Origin of the sequence: Pseudoalteromonas fenneropenaei, assembly GCF_042643375.1 — a bacterium.
GTDB lineage: Bacteria > Pseudomonadota > Gammaproteobacteria > Enterobacterales > Alteromonadaceae > Pseudoalteromonas > Pseudoalteromonas fenneropenaei.
On the sequence record NZ_JBHRSD010000027.1, the window covers coordinates 30,377 to 49,904 of the forward strand.

Below are 19,528 nucleotides of genomic sequence, written 5' to 3' on the forward strand. Positions count from 1 at the left end.
AATTTTCTGTAAGCAATGAGAAAAGGGGCTGCTGAGCCCCTTTTTTTATGTTTTAATGGCAAAGTGTCAATTGGGCTTGGGTTAAAAATTGAGAATTTGCTCTTAATCGCCAAACACTTATCGTTGTGTGTTAAAGTAGGTGAACAAGGCTGCAATAACACAATCTAATCTAAGGCCAGGGCCAAGGTTGATTATTTAGTTGCGCTTGATGCGAAACATTTTACCCAGTTGGTATCAGATTGGCCCCTAAACGGCACAATTATAAAATTGAATAGTATTCTTTGTGGGTCATTGTTGATTTTCGTGCCTGACGCCATCAACTTGCACAGCAATGTCAAAACAGACTCAACGAATCAGAGGTTCGTGAGCCCGAGGAGTGTATGAAACTAAATTTATCCGTATTAGTGGTGCTGGCAGGCGCGCTATTAAGTGGTTGTCAAACTACCACACCGCCTGAGACACAATCGGTATTAAATGTTCCGTTTGGTGTGCCTTTGAATGCAGACTACCGCAATGAAATTGCCATTGCGCGTTTTTCCGAATTATTAACCCGCACTGAGTTACCGCCAGAGCAACAGGCACAGTTATTTTATGACCGTGGCGTGTTGTACGACAGTTTAGGCTTGACCACTTTGGCTCGCATTGATTTTAACCGTGCCGTGAAAATGAAGCCGGATCTGGCTGAAGTGTATAATTTCTTGGGTATTCACCATACCTTATTGCAGCAGTACGAACAGGCTTATGAAATGTTCGATACTGTACTGGAGCTCAATGATAAGCACGAATATGCCTATTTGAACCGTGGCATCGCTTTGTATTATGGTGCCCGTGCAGATCTTGCGAGTAAAGACTTTGCCGCGTTTCAAGCGCATGCACCGCAAGATCCTTATCGTAGTTTGTGGTTGTTCCTTGCACAAAGTCAGGGCGATACAACAGCGGCACTACAATCGCTGAAAAGCCATGCGGCGCAGTTAGATCAGAATAACTGGGGAACACAGATTGTCGCGCTGTACCTTGGGCAATTATCTGAGAGTGACTTTTTAGCGAACCTGCCTGTTGGCATTGAAACGGCGCAGTCTTACGCAGAACGTCTATGTGAAGCGTATTTTTATCTTGCTAAGCTTTATCAAGCACGTGGTCAAGAAGCTGTTGCGATAGATTTCTTCAAACTGGCACTGGCAACCAACGTGTATGAGTTTGTTGAGCACAAATACGCGCGCCTTGAATTGGATATTATGAGCGGTGTGGCAGACGAAGGCTAAGCTGGTAGCTCTGTCGCTGTTATTAGTTGGGGTCAAGGCAAGCCATGACCCCATACCCGCGTTATCCCAAGGTTATGCACTCTCTACGCTCAATACTCAGCCACTCAGTTACTTCCAAGCACCTACTATTGCCGCGTTAGCTTTGCCCTCAGTAGCACATGAAAGCCGCTTAGTATTAGCGGAGCTGCAGGTTCAGCCAGCGCAATTCCAAATACTCGCAACAGAGCTTGTCCGCCAACCACTGCAATTTGTTGCGTCGGCTTGGCATCGTTATTTGGATACTTGGTCTGGTGCACAAATACAACAGTTAGCCACTGAGCTTGTGACACAGCAGGCATGGTCGGCACTGAACTGGCTAAACAGCCATTACCAGCTTGCGGATGAACAGCGCACTTTGTTGGCGCTGCATGTAGGTCTCAGTGTTGCGGCTCTGCCGCTTAACTATGCAACGCGGCTGCAATTACAGCCTCACTCTATTGCTGCTCAAGCATGTGCAAGCCGAGTGCTGGTGGTGGTCGAGAATCTCGCCGCACTCGCTACAGCAGAGCGTTTAATCAAAGCCTATCAGCAATCACCAGAGCCGGCACCGCATAGTTTTTGTTTTTCAGTGCCACTTTATGCCAATGGGGCGCTTTCTTGCCAGCAAAATGATGAAGGCGCATTCGCTCAGTGTTTATGGCGCCCATTTCTGAGGCAATTTCAAACGGTTGTTACTGATTTTGACTTTGCGGTCGTTATCACTCAGGTAGGCAAAGCGAATGTGCAACACGGGGTAATGACAGTGAGTCAGACCGTAGAGCACGCTACCTTTATTCACGAGTTAATGCATTTTCATGGCTTTGAGGATGAATATCCGTTTAGTGCAGCTAAAGCGAGTTGGCGCTGCAATAAATCGGGTCTTATTGCGCCCAATCTGTTTGTTGGTCGCCGTGAAGATGCCCCTGCAAATTGGCAACCTAGCCCGAGTTGTGAAAAGGGCTTATTACCGGCATTTCGACCCAGTCAAAGTTGGAGCAAAATGCAATATCAAACTGTGGCTTTGGATGCACAATATAGACAGCTATGGCGACAAGAAATCGCTGAAGACAAATTTGCCGATATAAAATTGGCACATACTTTATGGCAGCCGATGTAGGTGAAATGTACATGTTTCAAGGTATTATTTAAATTAACCTGAAATGTTTGTTAAGTATGGTTAAAATATCACCAGCTAGATTGGCGTGAGCTGGACAAGCACTTTGCGAATAAAGTATAACTGTGGTCGTTACGCGCGAAAAAAAGTATATAATTTATGCGCTTGGCTAAGACATTCAAAAAAGCTGTATTTCGCGAGTGGTCTTAGAAAATGGCGTCAGACTTAATTTTGAAAAGGTAGGTTCTATGGCATTGCTTTGGATACCCTTGTTATCCTTGTTCGGCAGTTTAATAACATCCTTGCTGGGACGGCTTGGTCGTACTCAGTTAACGGCTGTGGCGCTGGCGATGCCACTAACAGCTTTGGTGCTGACTTTCCAACTTGCTCCACAAGTGTTTAGCGGAGAAACGTTACGTTACTCACTAAGCTGGATCCCTTTATTAGGTATTGATGTGTCGTTTCGTTTAGACGGCCTTGCCTTACTATTTGTGTTGTTAATTTTAGGTATTGGCTGTCTGGTGCTGTTTTATGCACGCTACTATTTAAGTGAAAAAGACTCAATGCCCAAGCTCTATAGCTACTTATTGCTGTTTATGACGGCAATGCTGGGGATTGTGTTGTCAAACAACGTGATCCAGCTTTGGCTGTTTTGGGAGCTTACCAGTATCAGCTCATTTTTGTTGATAAGCTATTGGTCGCATAAGAGTGAAGCACGCAACGGCGCGCGCATGGCGCTGGCAGTAACGGGTGGCGGAGGCCTTGCGCTGCTTGCTGGTTTGTTGTTATTAGGCCATATTGTTGGCAGTTATGATCTTGATGTGATTTTAGCCAGTCGAGCGCTTATTCAGCAGCACGCATGGTATGAAGTGACCTTAGTGCTGGTGCTTCTAGGCGCATTTACTAAATCTGCGCAATTCCCATTTCATTTTTGGTTGCCGCATGCCATGGCAGCACCAACACCAGTAAGTGCCTACTTACACTCCGCTACTATGGTGAAAGCTGGGATCTTCCTATTAGCCCGTTTTTATCCAGCTTTGGCAGGTAGCGACCTGTGGTTTATTTTAGTTGGTCTCACAGGGCTTACGACTTTGTTAGTAGGTGCCTATGTTGCGTTATTTAAGCATGACTTAAAAGGGCTATTGGCGTTTTCAACCATCAGTCATTTGGGCCTTATCACTTTGTTGTTGGGCTTAGATACTGAGTTGGCGACGGTCGCGGCGATATTCCACATTATCAACCATGCAACCTTTAAAGCATCGCTGTTTATGGCAACGGGGATCATCGACCATGAGACGGGCACGCGAGATATGCGTAAGCTTAATGGGATGTGGCAATTTATGCCTTATACCGCAACGCTTGCCATGGTAGCGGCTGCGGCTATGGCGGGTGTGCCACTTCTGAACGGGTTTTTATCAAAAGAAATGTTCTTTGCCGAAACCTTGCATCAGCAATTATTGGGCTCAATGTCTTGGCTTATTCCAGTGCTCGCGACCGTTGCAGGGGCTTTTTCGGTGGCCTATTCCGCCCGTTTTATTCATGATGTGTTTTTCAATGGGCAGCCAATTGATTTACCTAAAGAGCCACATGAAGCACCGCGCTATATGCGGGTGCCAATAGAAATTCTGGTGGCACTGTGTTTATTAGTCGGTATGTTCCCGAATTTAATCGTCGAAGATATGCTCAATGTGGCATCAAGTGCGGTATTAGGGACCGCTGCGCCTGAATTTTATGTTGCCATTTGGCATGGGTTTAATCTGCCTTTGTTGATGAGCGCTTTGGCTGTATGTGGTGGTTTACTGATTTATACTCAACGCAAATACCTGTTTCAGTTTCAGGCTTCTTTGCCACCACTCAGTGCTAAACACATTTTTGAAAATATGATTAACAGCATGACTGACTGGAGCAAGCGACGTATTGATGCGATTGAAAACGGCTCGTTACAGCGCTATTTAATGCTGATGTTTATTGTGGTGCTGCTGGCAGCTGGTTGGCCACTCTTTGAAATGCATCGTTTAGTAGGTAATAAAGTGCCTACTGATATTGACGTCCACGTTGGCATTGGTGCGGCGATGTTAATGGTTGGAGCGCTCGGTACGGTGATTTGGCATCGTGCGCGTATTGTTGCACTTATCATGATCTCTATTGTAGGTTTGATGGTATCAGTTGCGTTTACCCGTTTTTCCGCACCGGATTTAGCATTAACACAATTAACGGTTGAAGTAGTCACTGTGATTTTGCTGATGTTGGCGCTGTTCTTCTTACCTCAACATACGCCCAAAGAATCAAGCTCCATTCGAGTCTTGCGTGATCTTGGTATTGCGACCGCTATTGGGGTCATTGTTGGCAGTATTTGCTATGCGCTAGTGACGCGGCCGCTGGATTCTATTTCACAATTTTTTGTAGAGAATGCCAAGTCGGGCGGCGGTGGTACCAACGTAGTAAATGTGATTTTAGTCGACTTCCGTGGCTTTGATACTTTAGGTGAAATTACCGTATTGGGTATCGCAGCGCTTGGTATCTTTAAACTGCTCGTCAATTTGCCGCTGTTTATGCCAGCCAGTGATGGTGAGGGTAGACCTTGGGCGAAAGAACGCTATCCAATTTTGCTTGCGAGCATTTCACAGGCGCTATTACCTCTGGCATTGCTGGTATCGGTGTATATTTTCTTACGTGGCCACAATCTCCCTGGCGGTGGTTTCATTGCCGGTCTTATCACCGCAATCGCCTTTATTTTGCAATATATTGCCCATGGTTCTGAGTGGATAGCGGCACGCTTTACAATTAACTACCGCAAAATTATCGCCTCAGGTATTGCGATTGCGCTGGCAACTGGATTAGGCAGTTGGCTATTTAATCGACCTTTCTTAACCAGTTGGTTTGATTATTTTGATATTCCAGGCATAGGCAAAATTGAACTAGCCAGTGCCATGGCGTTTGATTTGGGCGTATATGTGACTGTGGTTGGCGCAACTATGATGATCCTCGCGAGTCTTGGTAAATTGACCACGCAAGCTGTTAGTAAAGAGGTACCCCATTAATGGAACTACTCTATTCTTCAAGCGTAGGCTTACTGGTTGCCTGTGGCGTATTTTTGATTTTGCGCGCTCGTACCTTTCCCGTTGTGCTTGGTTTAACTATGTTGTCTTATGCAGTAAACCTATTTTTGTTTGCTTCAGGTCGTTTGAGTTTGAATCAGGCAGCAGTACTTGGGATGAGCAAAAGCTATGCTGATCCGCTCCCACAAGCGCTGGTGTTAACCGCAATCGTAATAGGTTTTGCTATGACTGCGTTTGTGGTGATATTAGCCATTCGTGGTCGCGCAGATTTGGGTAATGACCATGTTAATGGTGTCGTGCCAACACCCAAAAAAGCTAGAAAAGGCAAGGAGTCTTGATGTTAATGCATTTAATTGCCTTACCCATTTTATTGCCGATGCTGGCAGGGGTCATTTTATTAATGCCACCTTGTGGTAAAAATGTGCGTATTCGTCGCATTGCTTCGGTTATTTTGGCGGTACTCACAACCTTAGTGACTGTTTCATTATTACTTCAGGTACTCAGTCAAGGCCCGCAAATTTATGCCTTAGGTAACTGGCAGGCGCCGTTTGGCATTGTGCTGGTTGCCGACCCACTTGCGGTTATCATGACTATCCTGACATCTTTGCTGGCTTTAGTGTGCGCCGTTTATAGCACTGCGGGTGATGATGAAAGAGGTGGCTTTTTCCATCCCTTATTGCATTTTTTATTGCTCGGGGTCAATGGTGCGTTTTTAACCGGAGATGCGTTTAACTTATTCGTATTTTTTGAAGTGTTATTGATTGCCTCGTATTCGCTCTTGATGCACGCGGCAGATAAACACACCACGCGAGCGGCTTTGCAGTATGTGATTATGAATTTGGTGGGTTCTGCAGTATTTTTGATTGCGCTTGGCACTTTGTACGGTGTGCTCGGTACACTCAACATGGCTGATATGGCGCAAAAGGTTGGTCAACTTAGTGGTGACGACGTGTATTTGGCGAAAATCGGTGGGCTATTATTACTGGTGGTTTTTGCCCTCAAAGCAGCCTTATTGCCACTGCATTTATGGCTACCGAGCACCTACGCATCGGCCACGCCTGTGGTCGGAGCGATTTTTGCGATCATGACCAAAGTGGGTGTGTACTCTATGCTGCGTGTATACACTTTGATCTTCGGTGAGCATGCCGGTGAGCTTAACCATATGGCACAGGACTGGCTCTGGGGCTTGGCGCTTGCCACTATAGTGGTGGGAGCAGTTGGTGTATTAGCCAGCCAGGATTTACGAAAAGTAGCCGCCAATCTCGTCATTGTTTCTGTTGGTACTTTGGTTGCCTTAGTGGCGGTGCAAACGCAAGCGGCAACCGCAGCGGCGATTTACTATATGGTGCATTCTACCTTAGTTTCAGCTGCACTGTTTTTACTTGCTGATCTCATCGCGCGCCAGCGTGGCAAAGTCATGGACCGCATCACCGCCGGTCGTGCGGTCAATCAGCCGCTGCTCCTTGCTTTAGGGTTTGGGATGGCAGCATTGACGGTAATTGGCATGCCACCCCTGTCCGGTTTTATCGGGAAAATCTGGCTATTGAATGCCACTTTAGAGGCAGGTCACAGCCAAACGTTTTGGCCACTTTACTTGTTCGTTAGTTTTGCATTGTTAGTGGCTTTGGCACGGGCGGGAGCAACGGTGTTTTGGCAACGTCCACAAAAGGACATTCACGCCACAGCGACAGAAAATGCGCATCCCGCGCAGCTGGTCGCAGTATTTATGTTACTGCTCTGTTCACCATTACTGGCTATTTTTGCCGGTCCAATGACTGAGTTGAGCAATCATGCGGCTGTTTGGGTGCATGATTATGCTGGGATGTTGCGATTAGTGTTAGGAGGGCAGGGCTAATGCGTGTTGAGGCTCGTTTTCGATGGTTACCTACGCCATTTCGCAGCTTAATGCTGTTTGTTGTATGGTTATTGCTAAATAACAGTGTTTCAGCTGGTCATATCGTGCTCGGTGCAGTTTTAGCGATAGTGATCCCTTGGGTTATTTCGCCATTTCGTGATCCTCAGCCTTTGATTTTACGTCCGGGTTTAGCCGTTAAACAATTGGCGATAGTATTATTCGATATTATTACTGCCAATGTTCAGGTTGCGGCATTAATTTTAGGGCCAAATAAACGCCTTAATCCTGCGTTTGTTAAAGTGCCACTCGATTTAACTGAAGCTATGCCCATTACCATCTTAGCCAGCACAGTGTCTTTGACGCCCGGAACGGTAAGTGCCGAGGTCTATCCTTGGCCTGAAGCCTTAGCCACAGGCGAGGAGCCAACTGAGCGTTATTTGCTTATCCACGTGCTGGACTTAAAAGATGAAGCTGAACTAATCGCGACAATAAAATCGCGCTACGAAGCACCGCTAAAGGAGATCTTCCAATGTTAGAAACAGTGTTACTGATAGTATTTGCGATGCTTGGTTTAGCTTTGTTATTAAGCGTGTGGCGATTGGTAGCGGGACCATCGATCCCAGACCGGATTTTGGCGTTAGATACTATGTATATTAATTCTATCGCCTTAATTATTCTGTATGGTATGAGCATGGGCACTGCGCTTTATTTTGAAGCGGCGCTACTGATTGCCATGCTTGGTTTTGTCAGTACCGTAGCTGTGTGTAAATACCTGCTACGTGGCGACATCATCGAATAGGGGATGAATATGAGTGAATGGATCATTTCTATTTTATTGTTAATCGGTGGTGTGTTTGTTCTCATTGGTTCAATTGGCTTAGTTAAAATGCCCGATTTTTTTATGCGCTTACATGGACCAACTAAGGCAACTACATTAGGCATGGCGTGTTTGCTCACTGCTGCTATGGTGTACTTTAGCCAATCGCTAGAGGGAATAAGCGCAAAAGAAATTTTAATTTCTATCTTCCTTATTCTAACAGCGCCGATTAGTGGTTATATGCTGATCAAATCTGCCATTCACCATAAGCTGCCTGCCGCCAAAAAAACCACTGGCGAAGAGAAAATCGAAGAAGATTAATTTTATTAGTCCAATTACTCTATTTGCATGAGCCCAATAGGGTACTTGGGCTAAATGCCAAAGCTCACCTATAGCTGGATCAAAATAAATTGCGATAGTTCAAGCGCTTAGTGAACAGCTCTTCCACCATGTCTAATTGCTTTTGAGGCATGTGGCGGAGCCCATTGGTTGGGGCGTTTCTGCCAGCAACACGACCAGGAAGTTCGGCCAATTCCTCCCCAGTACGTCAAACCTTTTGTCAAAGGCAAGAAAAATGATTTTATTGATGCTAAAGCCATTGGTGAAGCAACCCTTAGGCCGGGGATGCGGTTTGTCTGCGTCAAAAGTGGAGAAGCTCAGGTGATTTCGGCCATTGGTAAATCCCGACAGGGTTATATCAAGAAAAGGACGGCTTGTATGTCACGTATCGGTGCACTGCTGCTGGATTCGGAATGAGCCTGCCGCAAGGTTATAGCGCGATGAAAAAGCTGTTCAACTGGCTAGCGATGCAAAGCCAGTCACTGCCGCCTTTATTGATGCAGGAACTGGCCGAACAGTAAGAATACTATATTCTACTCAATGAACGAATTGTCAAACAGGATATAAAGCTTCAGCAGTTGGTCGAGCATAATCCAGTGGGAGAGCTGCTGAAATAGGTGCCGGGTATAGGTGATATGACAGCAAGTCTATGTTTATCCAGCATAGGCAATGCCACCCAGTTTAAAAACAGGCGCAACATGGCTGCCAAGCAGGGGCAGGTTGCCGCGCAATACTCGACTGGCGGGAAGCCGAAGTTGCTGGGAATAAGCAAACGAGGGAACAAGATGCTAAGAACCTTGTTCATTCATGGCGCGAGAGTGATTCTGTCGAGGCCGGATTAAACGGGTAAAGTATTCGGTCAATGGCTGTTGGATCTCAGGGTATCGAAACCGTTTAACGTGGTATGTACAGACTTAGCAAATAAGCTGGTACAAATAGCGAGGGCGGTCACGAAAAGGAAACAACCTTTTAACCACAAAATGTTAGAACCGAATTTGCAATGAGGTATGTGATGACGAAAACGGTAGAACCACTGGATTAAAACCTGACATAATAAACAGCTGTCAGAAGCTTTTGGTTTTTTGAGGATAATCCAGCGTGGATCTCATCGTGGAGCCGGATGTGGGAGCACCCAACAGGACTCAGAATACATTAGCGCAAACCAACCCAGTTATTAACAAGTTAATCATTGCGATAACGAGGCGGACCATACATTTTTATAGCTGATATTGAGGCGTTTTAGCGCGTAATGAATGGCAGGTTGGTTTACGTTCAATCGTTTAGCGCGTTCCCACTGATAGTCATCAGGAAACTGTTCAATATCGCTTTTAGTAATTCCATATTGACTTTACTTGCTGGTTTATCACGTTTTGGCAAGGCTCCACCTTATTCGGCCAACGGAATAATGAAGCGATGTTGACACCAAAGTGTTCACTTGTTTGCTCAAAAGTAAGGTGGTGCTTTTCTTTATAGGCAAACACTCGTCGCCTGAAATCTAAACTATATGCCATTAAACCGTTATCGCATATTATCTGTATTTGGCAATAAAGTATTAGGTTACAACGATACCCTATTATCGGTAGGGACGCATATACAGTTCGTTATCGCCCAGATATTTATCAGTACAAACCTGCAGCTGATAGATAATACAGACAGATATGGCGAAAATAAAAAGGGCTCAGCGAGCCCTTTCTACTAACGAAAATTTTTATCTTTCAGTGCTTAGCCAATTGCTGGAACGACACCAACCATTTGCAGTAATTGTGCGCCAATAATTGCCACGCCAGAAAGTGCGGCCAGTGCAAGGCCCATGTTACCCCCTTTAACTTGATAGCTAGACGAAGCATTGGCTTTGCGTTGCTGCCAAACCATAGCCACTGGCAAAAAGATAGCCAAGACCACTAAGGCAATTGCGGCGTAACCTAGCGCCATAATAAAGCCTTGGGGATAGAACAAGGCAAAACCCAGCGGTGGTAAGAAAGTGACTAATGCAGTTTTAACGCGGCCATGAGGTGAATTTTGCTGTTTTAACGCATCAGTAAAGAAATCAAAAAGCCCTAAACTCACGCCAAGAAATGAGGTGGCCAACGCCAAATCAGCAAACACTGAAACAAAGGTGCTGATCTGTTCACTATGCACTAATGTCGCAACGCTACTAACAAAACCTTGCAAGCCCGCACTTTGCATCAAGCTTGCTTGACCTAAGATACCAAGGCTTAGCAACTGCCAGAAAATATAAATCACTAAAGGCACTGAAGCGCCGACTATCATCACTCGACGTAATGTTTTGATGTCGATCCCAACATAACGAACAATCGAAGGGATAGAGCCATGAAAGCCAAACGAGGTGAAGATCACCGGTAATGCGGAAATAATTAAGCCTTGCTGCACTGGCATATCCAATAAGTGTTGGCCACGTACATAAGGGGTCAAAACAAAGAATAAGCTGCCTAAAACCACAACTTTGAGGGTAAACAAGACACGGTTTAATTTATCTACTGTGCTGGTGCCTAAAGTGACGATAATGGCAACAAGTACCGCGAGAATCACAGAGCCGAATTGGGGTGCTAAGTTTATTCCTAGAGCGTGGTTGAGCTTAGTTTGTAATTGCCCGCCACCACCTGCGATATAAGCTGCACATAAGGCATAAAATAAGAATACCATGGCAAAATTTGCCACCAATTGACCGCGACGGCCAAGCCATTGCTTAGCCAAAGTATTGAGAGTCGCTTCTGGTGCGGCATGTTGATGCACTTCTAGCATCAATAATGCAGTGTAAGTCATTAACAGCCAAATCACGACCATAATGGCTAACGCGGTTGAAAATCCTAATCCTGCTGAAGCGATAGGCAGCGCGAGCATTCCTGCGCCAATGGTTGTGCCGGCGATGATAAGCATGCTGCCGAGCGTTTTATTTTTTTGCACAAACTGCCCCTTGTACGGTGAGAGAGGTTGGAAGATATAATGACCGCACAAAAATTGAAATAGTTTTGCTATAAATCAATGCAACGTTGTGTAACTTGTGGCTTACAAGTAGGAGACGATGGCAAAAAGATAAACGCCACCGAGCGGTGGCGTTTATCTAGTCTATTTGACTTCTTTACCTGCAGCTTGTTGATCTGCGTGGTAACTAGAACGGACGAACGGTCCGCATGCTGCATGGACAAAACCGATTTCGTCAGCATAGTCTTTAAGTGCATCAAACTCAGCGGGTGGCACATAACGTTTCACTGGTAAATGGTGCTTAGACGGCTGTAAATATTGGCCGACAGTCAGCATATCTACGTTGTGTTCACGTAAGTCGCGCAGTACTTGTTCTATTTCACTCATTTCTTCGCCAAGACCAACCATTAAGCCTGATTTGGTCTTAACTTCAGGATGCGCTTCTTTAAAACGGCGTAATAGCTCTAATGACCACTTGTAGTCTGCACCCGGACGCGCCAGTTTGTATAGACGTGGCGCCGTTTCTAAGTTGTGGTTAAAGACATCAGGTGGCGTGGCACTTAGGATTTCTAGCGCACGCTCCATCCGGCCACGAAAATCTGGCACTAAAATCTCAATGGTGATGCCAGGGTTATGCTTACGAATTTCACGGATACAGTCAGCAAAGTGCTGCGCACCGCCATCACGTAAATCGTCACGGTCAACTGAAGTAATAACGACATATTTTAACTTCATGTCTTTGATAGTCAGCGCGAGTTTTTCTGGCTCAGCTGCGTCGGGTGCTAATGGGCGACCATGCGCTACGTCGCAGAATGGGCAGCGACGGGTACAAATTGCCCCCAAAATCATAAAGGTTGCAGTGCCGTGGTTAAAACACTCAGATAAGTTAGGGCAGGAGGCCTCTTCACACACTGAATGCAGGCCATGCTTGCGCATCGCTTGTTTGATGCCATCAATACGCTCGCTTGATTTGGGTAAGCGGATCTTCAACCACTCAGGTTTACGCAACATTTCATCACGTTCAGTGGGTAGCACTTTGACTGGGATCAACGCCATTTTCTCAGCGTCGCGCAGTTTTACACCTGGTTCCATTTTAACTGGATTTTTCATTGGTTTTCGAACCCTTCTGTTTCTATCACGCACTCTGCCTGAAGGCGTTTTAGCATCTGTTGCACAAGCCCTTTGCCCGCCTCGGTAACGGTTTGTGGCCCTTGTAAATCTTTGGTTTGCACCATATTCATGCCGGCGTAACCACATGGGTTGATACGCAAAAACGGTGATAAGTCCATATTGACATTAAGCGCCAAGCCATGAAATGAACAGCCACGACGCACTCGCAGACCAAGTGACGCAACTTTGCTTTCATTCACGTACACACCTGGAGCGTCTTTTTTCGCGTAAGCTTTGATGCCGTATTCGTCGAGCGAATCTATGATACTTTCTTCGAGCCAAGTGACAAGTTCACGCACGCCGATTTTCAGACGACGCAAGTCCAGCAGCACGTATAACATTTGTTGACCAGGACCGTGGTAGGTAACTTGGCCACCGCGGTCTACTTTGATCACTGGGATATCGCCTGTTGCTAGCAAATGTTCTTCTTTGCCAGCCTGACCTTGAGTAAATACTGGCTCATGTTCAACCAGCCATAACTCATCTGGCGTCGTATCATCACGAAGATCGGTAAATTGCTGCATTTTTTGCCAAATGGGTTCATATGCCTGACGGCCCAAATGGCGTACATAAACGTCAACTGCTTTCACGTTTTATCCTGTCCGTATCGGGTGGAGTATAACCCACCACGCCCAGCAAATTTGTTGGGACGATTAGATTGATGTCACCACTGCACTTATAGCATGTGGCGCACGTGCTCGAGGCTTCCTACTTCGTTGTAGATAAGTTCGATATGCTCTTTACTGGTGACAATGGCCACTAAGGTCACTGACTCATAGTTGCCTTTGCTGCTTGGTTTTACTTTCGGTGCATAATCACCTGGGGCAATACGCTGCATCACAGTTAGCACTTGGTCAATTAAGTTAACATTAGCCAAGCCCATGATTTTAAATGTAAATGAGCAAGGGAACTCAAGGTACTCATCAAATTTGGTGTTTTGTACGGGTGTTGCCACTTAGATGTCCTCACGCTGTTGCGGTACTTTTCCTGCACGTTTGCTGTATTGACTCTGGTACTTGCAGACCCTCTAATGTTTGCGATGAGACAGCAGGAGTACCAAGTTTTTAGCAAATGAAAGTGCACAGGGAACTACATTTGGCCGCCGGATGACGGAATTGTCCGGCATTTTACCATTTTTGTAGCAAAAAAAAACGCCCCAAAAAGTAGGGGCGTTAAGGTAAGACCTGAAGTTGTGGTTATTGCATGATCTGTAAACGTAAATAGTCATAGATCTTGCCAAAGAAGCTGCCTTCACCGACTTCTTCCAAGGTAACTAACGGGTAACGAGCAATTTCTTCACCGTCTAGCTGTAAGAATAACGTGCCGACTTTGCTACCCTTAGCAAGAGGTGCTTCTAAGGTTTTGTCTAGCTCAAAAGTCGCGGCTAAATCTTTACGCTGACCACGTGGGATAGTAATAGGGGTATCTTGTAAAATCCCCAAAGAAACCTCTTCTTTATCACCCATCCAAATACGTTGTTTGGCAAAACTATCACCGGCTTTATAAGGGGTGATGGTTTCAAAGAAGCGGAAGCCGTAATTTAGCAGCTTTTTACTTTCGTCTTTACGAGCGCGCTCGCTTTCTGCACCCATTACTACGGCGATTAAACGCATATCGTCTTTGGTAGCTGAGCTTACTAAGCTATAGCCAGCTTCTGAAGTGTGGCCGGTTTTAATGCCGTCAACATCTAAGCTTGCGTCCCACAATAATGAGTTGCGGTTATACTGCTTAATACCATTGAAAGTAAAAGACTTTTCTTTGTAGATGGCATATTCATCAGGCACATCACGAATAAGTGCTGCCCCTAACGTTGCCATATCGCGAGCTGTTGTATAATGCTCGTTAGTATCTAGGCCGTGGCTATTGATAAAATGGCTGTTGGTCATGCCGAGCTTTTCAGCGTGCGCATTCATGAGATCTGCAAAGGCGTTTTCAGTACCTGCAATATGCTCAGCTAAGGCGACGCACGCGTCGTTACCAGATTGAATGATAACACCGCGGTTAAGCTCATCGACAGATACTTGTTTACCAACCTCGATAAACATTTTTGATGAGTCTGGGAAGTTTTTCGCCCAAGCATTCTTACTCACTGTGACCATGTCTGTTGGGGCAATGTTACCTGCCAAAATCTCAGTGCCAATCACATAACTGGTCATCATCTTGGTTAAACTAGCCGGTGCCAACTTGTCGTCAGCGTTACCTTCGGCCAGCACTTTACCAGTAGTAAAGTCGACTAGGATATAGCCTTTGGCATTGACTTGAGGCGGCGCAGGTAAAATTTGCGCCGAAGCGGAAAACACTGTAGCACCTAACGCAATACCACAGATTTTTTTGACTAAGGTGGGTTTCAACACTGTCATTACACTCGTAATTTTATTGGTCGTTAATCTTAAATGACGTCTTATTCTAAAGTTGCTTTTCGCTATAAAGCAAGAAAGCACGATTAAATTGGCCACTTCTGAGCTCATTTAATAGTTTTTCAGCGTCTTCATCGGAGGCAATCGGGCCTAATCGTAACTTATATAGGCCTTTTTCCTCACTAATATTGTGTGCAAGGCGATATTGTTTGCTGAGCGCATCACCTAATGCTCGAATATTATTCAGTTGTGAAGAGGCTGCAACTTGCATATAAGTGAAGCGCGGCGCTGGTTCATCCAGTGTAATCGCTTCAATCTTAACTCGCGCTGTACCATTATGATAATAGCCGAGTTTGTACGCTGCAGCGTACGATAAGTCGATAATGCGGTCGTCGTGAAATGGCCCGCGGTCATTCACTCGGACTATCGCAGATTTACCGTTTTCAAGGTTGGTGACCTTAACAAAACTCGGCAGAGGCAAGGTTTTGTGTGCTGCTGTCATGGCGAACATATTAAACACTTCGCCGTTTGAGGTGTAATAGCCATGAAATTTACGACCGTACCAAGAAGCAATTCCTTCGGCTTGATAACCTTGTTCGCTTTTCATTGGCGTATAAGTTTTACCAAGTACCGTATATTGGCGCCCAGCCGCAGCACTTTTGCGCTCGTTAGTGACCAAGGCATCTTGCATTTCCAACACAGTAGGTGAGCGCAGCGGCGCCGCATCTTGGCGAATGTGGTAACGGCTTGGGCTACTACATCCAGCAAGGCCAGCTGCTAAGCTTAAAGTGAGAATTAAGGTTTTGATGTTCTTCATTATTTTAAAAGCATTTTCTTTTCTGTTGCGACCGCCATAATGATCCCAAACCCCGCCATCAGTGTAACCATGGATGTGCCACCATAACTGATAAGCGGTAGAGGAACCCCAACTACAGGAAGTAAACCTGACACCATGCCAATATTGACGAAAACATAAACAAAAAACGTCAAAGTCAAAGCGCCCGCCAATAGTTTACCAAAGGCATCTTGTGCATTAACAGCAATATAGAGCCCACGCGCAATAATAAATAAATACATACAAAGCAGCAGCACAACGCCAACCAAGCCAAACTCTTCACTTAGCACCGAGAAAATAAAATCGGTATGGCGTTCTGGAAGAAACTCTAACTGTGATTGCGTCCCTTGCAACCAACCCTTGCCTTCAATACCGCCCGAGCCAATCGAGATTTTAGACTGAATAATATGATAACCGGTGCCGAGCGGATCGCTCTCAGGGTTTAAAAACGTCAGCACGCGCTGCTTTTGATATTGGTGCATGCCATAGTGCCACAGTAAATAACCAGCGGGCACAGCGAGTACCAAAGAAGTGCCGATAAAGCGCCAACTAAGCCCGGATAAAAACAGCACAAAAATCCCTGAGCTGGCAATCAGTATTGATGTACCAAGGTCCGGCTGCTCTTTAATTAAAATAGTCGGCGCCATTACGATGGCAAAGCCTATCAATAATTGCCAAGCTTTGGGTGGCAGTTGGCTGCGGCCAATGTACCAAGCCACCATCATAGGCACGGCAAGTTTCATGATTTCAGACGGCTGAAAACGGGTAAAGCCAAGGTTTAACCAGCGCTGCGCACCTTTTGAACTGACGCCCACAACGAGCACTGCCACTAGCATCATAAGTCCTATCAAATAGATGGGTATAACGACCCGTTTGAGCGTATTGGGCGGTATTTGCGCGAGGAAGAACATCGCCAGTAACGCTCCGCCCATACGGGTAGTATGGCGCATCATCATATCCATATCTTGGCCGCTGGCGCTGTACACTATGGTTAAACTGCCGACCATCATCACCAGTAGGGCTAATAGCAGCGGTAAGTCTAGGTGCAAACGTTGCCAGATTGAACGACGGTTTTGTAATTCGGTCATGGCTGTGCCCCTTCCAATGGATTAGCAGAAAAGTAATAGTCCATCACTTGGCGGGCAATTGGCGCAGCCACAGAGCTACCACCACCTTGGTTTTCGACCACCACAGCAACAACGATTTGCGGGTTATCGAAGGGGGCAAAGCCGATATAAATAGCGTTATCGCGATGCCGCTCTTGCAGCTTTTCAGCGTCATAGCGCTCACCTTGAGCAATACTGACGAGCTGCGCTGTGCCTGTTTTGCCGGCAGCATCATAAGTGCTGCCAGCAAACGCTTTATGTGCAGTGCCATTTTTCTTTTGTACGGTATTGTGCATGGCATCAAGCGCAATTTGCCAATGGTGTGGATTTTTCAGCTGGACTGGCGGTTTTTCTTCGGTGAATAACTGCTCAACACTGGAGTCTTGCCGTGCAACTTGGACTAAATGCGGTTGTAGATAAGCGCCACGGTTAACCAAAATGGTCATGGCGTTGACAATTTGCAATGGCGTTGCCGTCCAGTAACCTTGGCCGATGCCAACGGAAATTGTGTCGCCTGCCCACCAGTTTTCTTTGTAGCGGTCGCGCTTCCACTCGACACTGGGCAAAATGGCAGTGGTTTCTTCATAAATATCTATGCCTGACAATTCGCCAAAGCCAAACTGGCTCATAAAGTCGCTGATTTTGGTGATGCCAAGCCGATGCGCGATATCATAGAAAAATGTATCGCAAGATTCTTCAATGGCTTTAAACACATCTACTTTGCCATGTCCCCAGCGCTTCCAGTCACGCCAGCGGTGGTCAACATTAGGAATTTTGAAAAAACCGGGGTCGAACATTTGGGTATGTTCAGTCACTAAACCTTCTTCTAACCCTAAAATGGCCATATGAGGTTTAATGGTCGAAGCTGGCGCGTAACGACCTTGCGTGACGCGGTTGATGAGTGGTTTGTCGGCATTGAGCAAGGCGCGATAATCTTTACCGCTAATACCGTGGACAAACAGGTTAGGGTCATAGCTGGGGTTGGAATACATAGCCAAGATCCCGCCATCGCGAGCATCCATAGCCACCACGGCGCCGCGGGTGTCTTTGAGTGCATGCTGGGCAATTTGCTGTAGGCCAATGTCCAAAGTGAGAATAAGGTCTTTCCCCGGTTGGGGTGGGCTAAATTCTAAGGTACGAATGATACGTCCGCGGTTATTGACTTCGACCCGCTGCGAACCAACGATGCCGTGCAGTGCTTCTTCGTAGTACTTCTCAATGCCAAGTTTGCCGATGTCATAGGTAGCGCGGTAGTTCGTATCGCGACCAGCCATTTCAAGCTCATTGAGCTCTTTCTTATTGAGCTTAGAGACATAACCAAGGGCGTGGGTGAGGGTGTCACCGAATGGGTAATAGCGCGTGAGGCGAGCTTCAACACTAAAGCCTGGAAATTTATGCTGGTTAACTGAAAATATCGCGACTTCTTGTTCGTTTAAACGCGCTTTTAAAACCTGACTTTTAAAACGGCGATTATGGCGAATGTCGTTTAAAAACTCTTCGCGTTGCTGGTCGCTAATATCAATTAACTTGGCTACTGCGTCGAGCGAGCTATTGAGATCTTTAACTTCTTCCGGCACGACTTCGAGATTATAAACAGGACGATTCTCGGCCAATAGCACGCCATTGCGGTCATAGATAAGACCCCGGTTTGGCGCCACCGGAATAACCTTGATACGGTTATCGTCCGAGCGCGTGGAATAAGTTTCGTATTGCTGAACTTGCAAGTCGTAGATGTTATACGCCAGCACCGCCACCAAAATAGTTACGAACACAAAGCTGACAAACGCGCGGCGCGCGAACAAATTTGCTTCCGCAGAGTGGTCACGTATGGCGGGGCGGCGTTTTGGCATCTTTTCGACTATTCCCTGTGATATGGGTGGTTGTTATTGACGCTCCAGGCACGGTAAAGGCTTTCGGCAACAATAATTCGCACTAATGGATGCGGCAAAGTGAGGTTAGACAACGACCATTTTTGCTCCGATGCAGCAATACATTCTGGAGCGAGTCCTTCTGGGCCACCGACGAGCAAGCTGACATCACGACCATCATGCTGCCACTTTTGCATGTGACCAGCAAGCTCATGAGTATCCCACGCTTTGCCTAACACTTCTAAGGTGACAATGCGGTTACCTTTAGGAATGGCAGCAAGGGTTTTTTCCCCTTCAAGTTGTAAAATGCGCTTGATGTCGGCGTTTTTTCCGCGCTTTCCCGCCGGAATTTCGAGCAACTCAAGCTGCATATCTTTTGGGAAACGGCGCTGATATTCCTTAAAACCGACTTCCACCCAAGCGGGCATTTTAGTGCCAACGGCGATAAGCTGGATCTTCAAACTTTAGCTCCAAAGCTTCTCTAATTCATAAAGTTGGCGAGTTTGGTCTTGCATCACATGAACCACCACATCACCCAAGTCAACTAAGACCCATTCACCGACATCTTGACCTTCTTGACCAAGGGGAGTTTCACCAGCGTGGCGCGCTTCTTTAGCGACGTGATCGGCGATAGATTGGACGTGACGTTTTGACGTACCAGTACAAATGAGTAGAAAATCGGTGACGCTAGATTTACCACGGACATCCAGTTGGACTATGTCCTTGGCTTTCATGTCATCGACTTTATCAAAGGCAAAATCAAGTAGTTGTTGCGATTCCAATGT

General features: G+C 46.2%; 20 protein-coding genes and 1 pseudogene. 9 read left to right on the top strand and 12 right to left on the bottom strand.

Going from position 1 to position 19,528, the window contains the following annotated elements; all coding sequences use genetic code 11:
• Positions 1-380: 380 nt before the first annotated feature.
• The 9 genes and pseudogenes from nlpI to ACFOEE_RS14675 form a co-directional block, all read left to right on the top strand.
• Positions 381-1,262, top strand: coding sequence for a lipoprotein NlpI (gene nlpI, locus ACFOEE_RS14635; RefSeq protein WP_377125750.1), 882 nt, complete (start codon positions 381-383; stop codon positions 1,260-1,262).
• Positions 1,243-2,397: a hypothetical protein gene (locus tag ACFOEE_RS14640; RefSeq protein WP_377125753.1), complete on the top strand. Its 1,155-nt coding sequence runs from the start codon at positions 1,243-1,245 to the stop codon at positions 2,395-2,397. Before nlpI ends, ACFOEE_RS14640 begins: the two co-directional genes overlap by 20 nt.
• 245 nt (positions 2,398-2,642) lie before the next feature.
• On the top strand, positions 2,643-5,435 hold the full coding sequence (locus ACFOEE_RS14645; protein WP_377125756.1) for a monovalent cation/H+ antiporter subunit A: 2,793 nt from the start codon (positions 2,643-2,645) through the stop codon (positions 5,433-5,435).
• Positions 5,435-5,791, top strand: a complete 357-nt coding sequence (locus ACFOEE_RS14650; RefSeq protein WP_377125759.1) for a Na+/H+ antiporter subunit C — start codon at positions 5,435-5,437, stop codon at positions 5,789-5,791. Before ACFOEE_RS14645 ends, ACFOEE_RS14650 begins: the two co-directional genes overlap by 1 nt.
• Positions 5,791-7,308: a monovalent cation/H+ antiporter subunit D gene (locus ACFOEE_RS14655; RefSeq protein ID WP_377125762.1), complete on the top strand. Its 1,518-nt coding sequence runs from the start codon at positions 5,791-5,793 to the stop codon at positions 7,306-7,308. The genes ACFOEE_RS14650 and ACFOEE_RS14655 overlap by 1 nt, the downstream gene beginning before the upstream one ends.
• Positions 7,308-7,844 (top strand): Na+/H+ antiporter subunit E, encoded by a 537-nt coding sequence (locus ACFOEE_RS14660; RefSeq protein ID WP_377125765.1) that lies wholly within the window; start codon positions 7,308-7,310, stop codon positions 7,842-7,844. Before ACFOEE_RS14655 ends, ACFOEE_RS14660 begins: the two co-directional genes overlap by 1 nt.
• Positions 7,838-8,107 (top strand): K+/H+ antiporter subunit F, encoded by a 270-nt coding sequence (locus ACFOEE_RS14665; RefSeq protein WP_377125768.1) that lies wholly within the window; start codon positions 7,838-7,840, stop codon positions 8,105-8,107. The genes ACFOEE_RS14660 and ACFOEE_RS14665 overlap by 7 nt, the downstream gene beginning before the upstream one ends.
• 9 nt (positions 8,108-8,116) lie before the next feature.
• Positions 8,117-8,446: a Na+/H+ antiporter subunit G gene (locus ACFOEE_RS14670; RefSeq protein WP_377125771.1), complete on the top strand. Its 330-nt coding sequence runs from the start codon at positions 8,117-8,119 to the stop codon at positions 8,444-8,446.
• Between the two features lie 123 nt (positions 8,447-8,569).
• Positions 8,570-9,468: pseudogene (locus tag ACFOEE_RS14675) on the top strand (IS110 family transposase); the annotation flags it as partial.
• A 182-nt stretch (positions 9,469-9,650) separates the two neighbouring features.
• Here the strand turns inward: ACFOEE_RS14675 and ACFOEE_RS14680 are convergent.
• The 12 genes from ACFOEE_RS14680 to rsfS form a co-directional block, all read right to left on the bottom strand.
• Positions 9,651-9,800 carry an IS630 transposase-related protein gene (locus ACFOEE_RS14680; protein WP_377125842.1) on the bottom strand — a complete coding sequence of 50 codons (150 nt, stop codon included), beginning with the start codon at positions 9,798-9,800 and terminating at the stop codon, positions 9,651-9,653.
• Positions 9,793-9,975 carry an IS630 transposase-related protein gene (locus ACFOEE_RS14685; protein WP_377125774.1) on the bottom strand — a complete coding sequence of 61 codons (183 nt, stop codon included), beginning with the start codon at positions 9,973-9,975 and terminating at the stop codon, positions 9,793-9,795. Before ACFOEE_RS14685 ends, ACFOEE_RS14680 begins: the two co-directional genes overlap by 8 nt.
• A gap of 211 nt (positions 9,976-10,186) precedes the next feature.
• Positions 10,187-11,389, bottom strand: a complete 1,203-nt coding sequence (locus tag ACFOEE_RS14690; RefSeq protein WP_377125777.1) for an aromatic amino acid transport family protein — start codon at positions 11,387-11,389, stop codon at positions 10,187-10,189.
• Between the two features lie 162 nt (positions 11,390-11,551).
• Positions 11,552-12,517, bottom strand: a complete 966-nt coding sequence (lipA, locus tag ACFOEE_RS14695) for a lipoyl synthase (protein WP_377125780.1) — start codon at positions 12,515-12,517, stop codon at positions 11,552-11,554.
• Positions 12,514-13,101, bottom strand: coding sequence for a lipoyl(octanoyl) transferase LipB (lipB, locus tag ACFOEE_RS14700; RefSeq protein WP_377125845.1), 588 nt, complete (start codon positions 13,099-13,101; stop codon positions 12,514-12,516). Before lipB ends, lipA begins: the two co-directional genes overlap by 4 nt.
• Positions 13,102-13,253: 152 nt before the next feature.
• The gene (gene ybeD, locus ACFOEE_RS14705) at positions 13,254-13,532 is read right to left on the bottom strand and encodes a DUF493 family protein YbeD (RefSeq protein ID WP_377125783.1); all 279 of its coding nucleotides are present in this window, start codon (positions 13,530-13,532) and stop codon (positions 13,254-13,256) included.
• Between the two features lie 241 nt (positions 13,533-13,773).
• Positions 13,774-14,937, bottom strand: coding sequence for a serine hydrolase (locus ACFOEE_RS14710; protein WP_377125786.1), 1,164 nt, complete (start codon positions 14,935-14,937; stop codon positions 13,774-13,776).
• A gap of 46 nt (positions 14,938-14,983) precedes the next feature.
• A complete protein-coding gene (locus ACFOEE_RS14715; protein WP_377125789.1) occupies positions 14,984-15,751 on the bottom strand; it encodes a septal ring lytic transglycosylase RlpA family protein in 768 nt (255 codons plus the stop codon).
• Positions 15,751-16,857, bottom strand: coding sequence for a rod shape-determining protein RodA (rodA, locus tag ACFOEE_RS14720; protein ID WP_377125792.1), 1,107 nt, complete (start codon positions 16,855-16,857; stop codon positions 15,751-15,753). The genes ACFOEE_RS14715 and rodA overlap by 1 nt, the downstream gene beginning before the upstream one ends.
• Positions 16,854-18,725 carry a penicillin-binding protein 2 gene (gene mrdA, locus ACFOEE_RS14725; protein WP_377125795.1) on the bottom strand — a complete coding sequence of 624 codons (1,872 nt, stop codon included), beginning with the start codon at positions 18,723-18,725 and terminating at the stop codon, positions 16,854-16,856. The genes rodA and mrdA overlap by 4 nt, the downstream gene beginning before the upstream one ends.
• 8 nt (positions 18,726-18,733) lie before the next feature.
• Positions 18,734-19,204 carry a 23S rRNA (pseudouridine(1915)-N(3))-methyltransferase RlmH gene (gene rlmH / locus ACFOEE_RS14730; RefSeq protein WP_377125798.1) on the bottom strand — a complete coding sequence of 157 codons (471 nt, stop codon included), beginning with the start codon at positions 19,202-19,204 and terminating at the stop codon, positions 18,734-18,736.
• A gap of 3 nt (positions 19,205-19,207) precedes the next feature.
• A complete protein-coding gene (gene rsfS, locus ACFOEE_RS14735) occupies positions 19,208-19,525 on the bottom strand; it encodes a ribosome silencing factor (RefSeq protein WP_377125801.1) in 318 nt (105 codons plus the stop codon).
• Between the last annotated feature and the right edge of the window lie 3 nt (positions 19,526-19,528).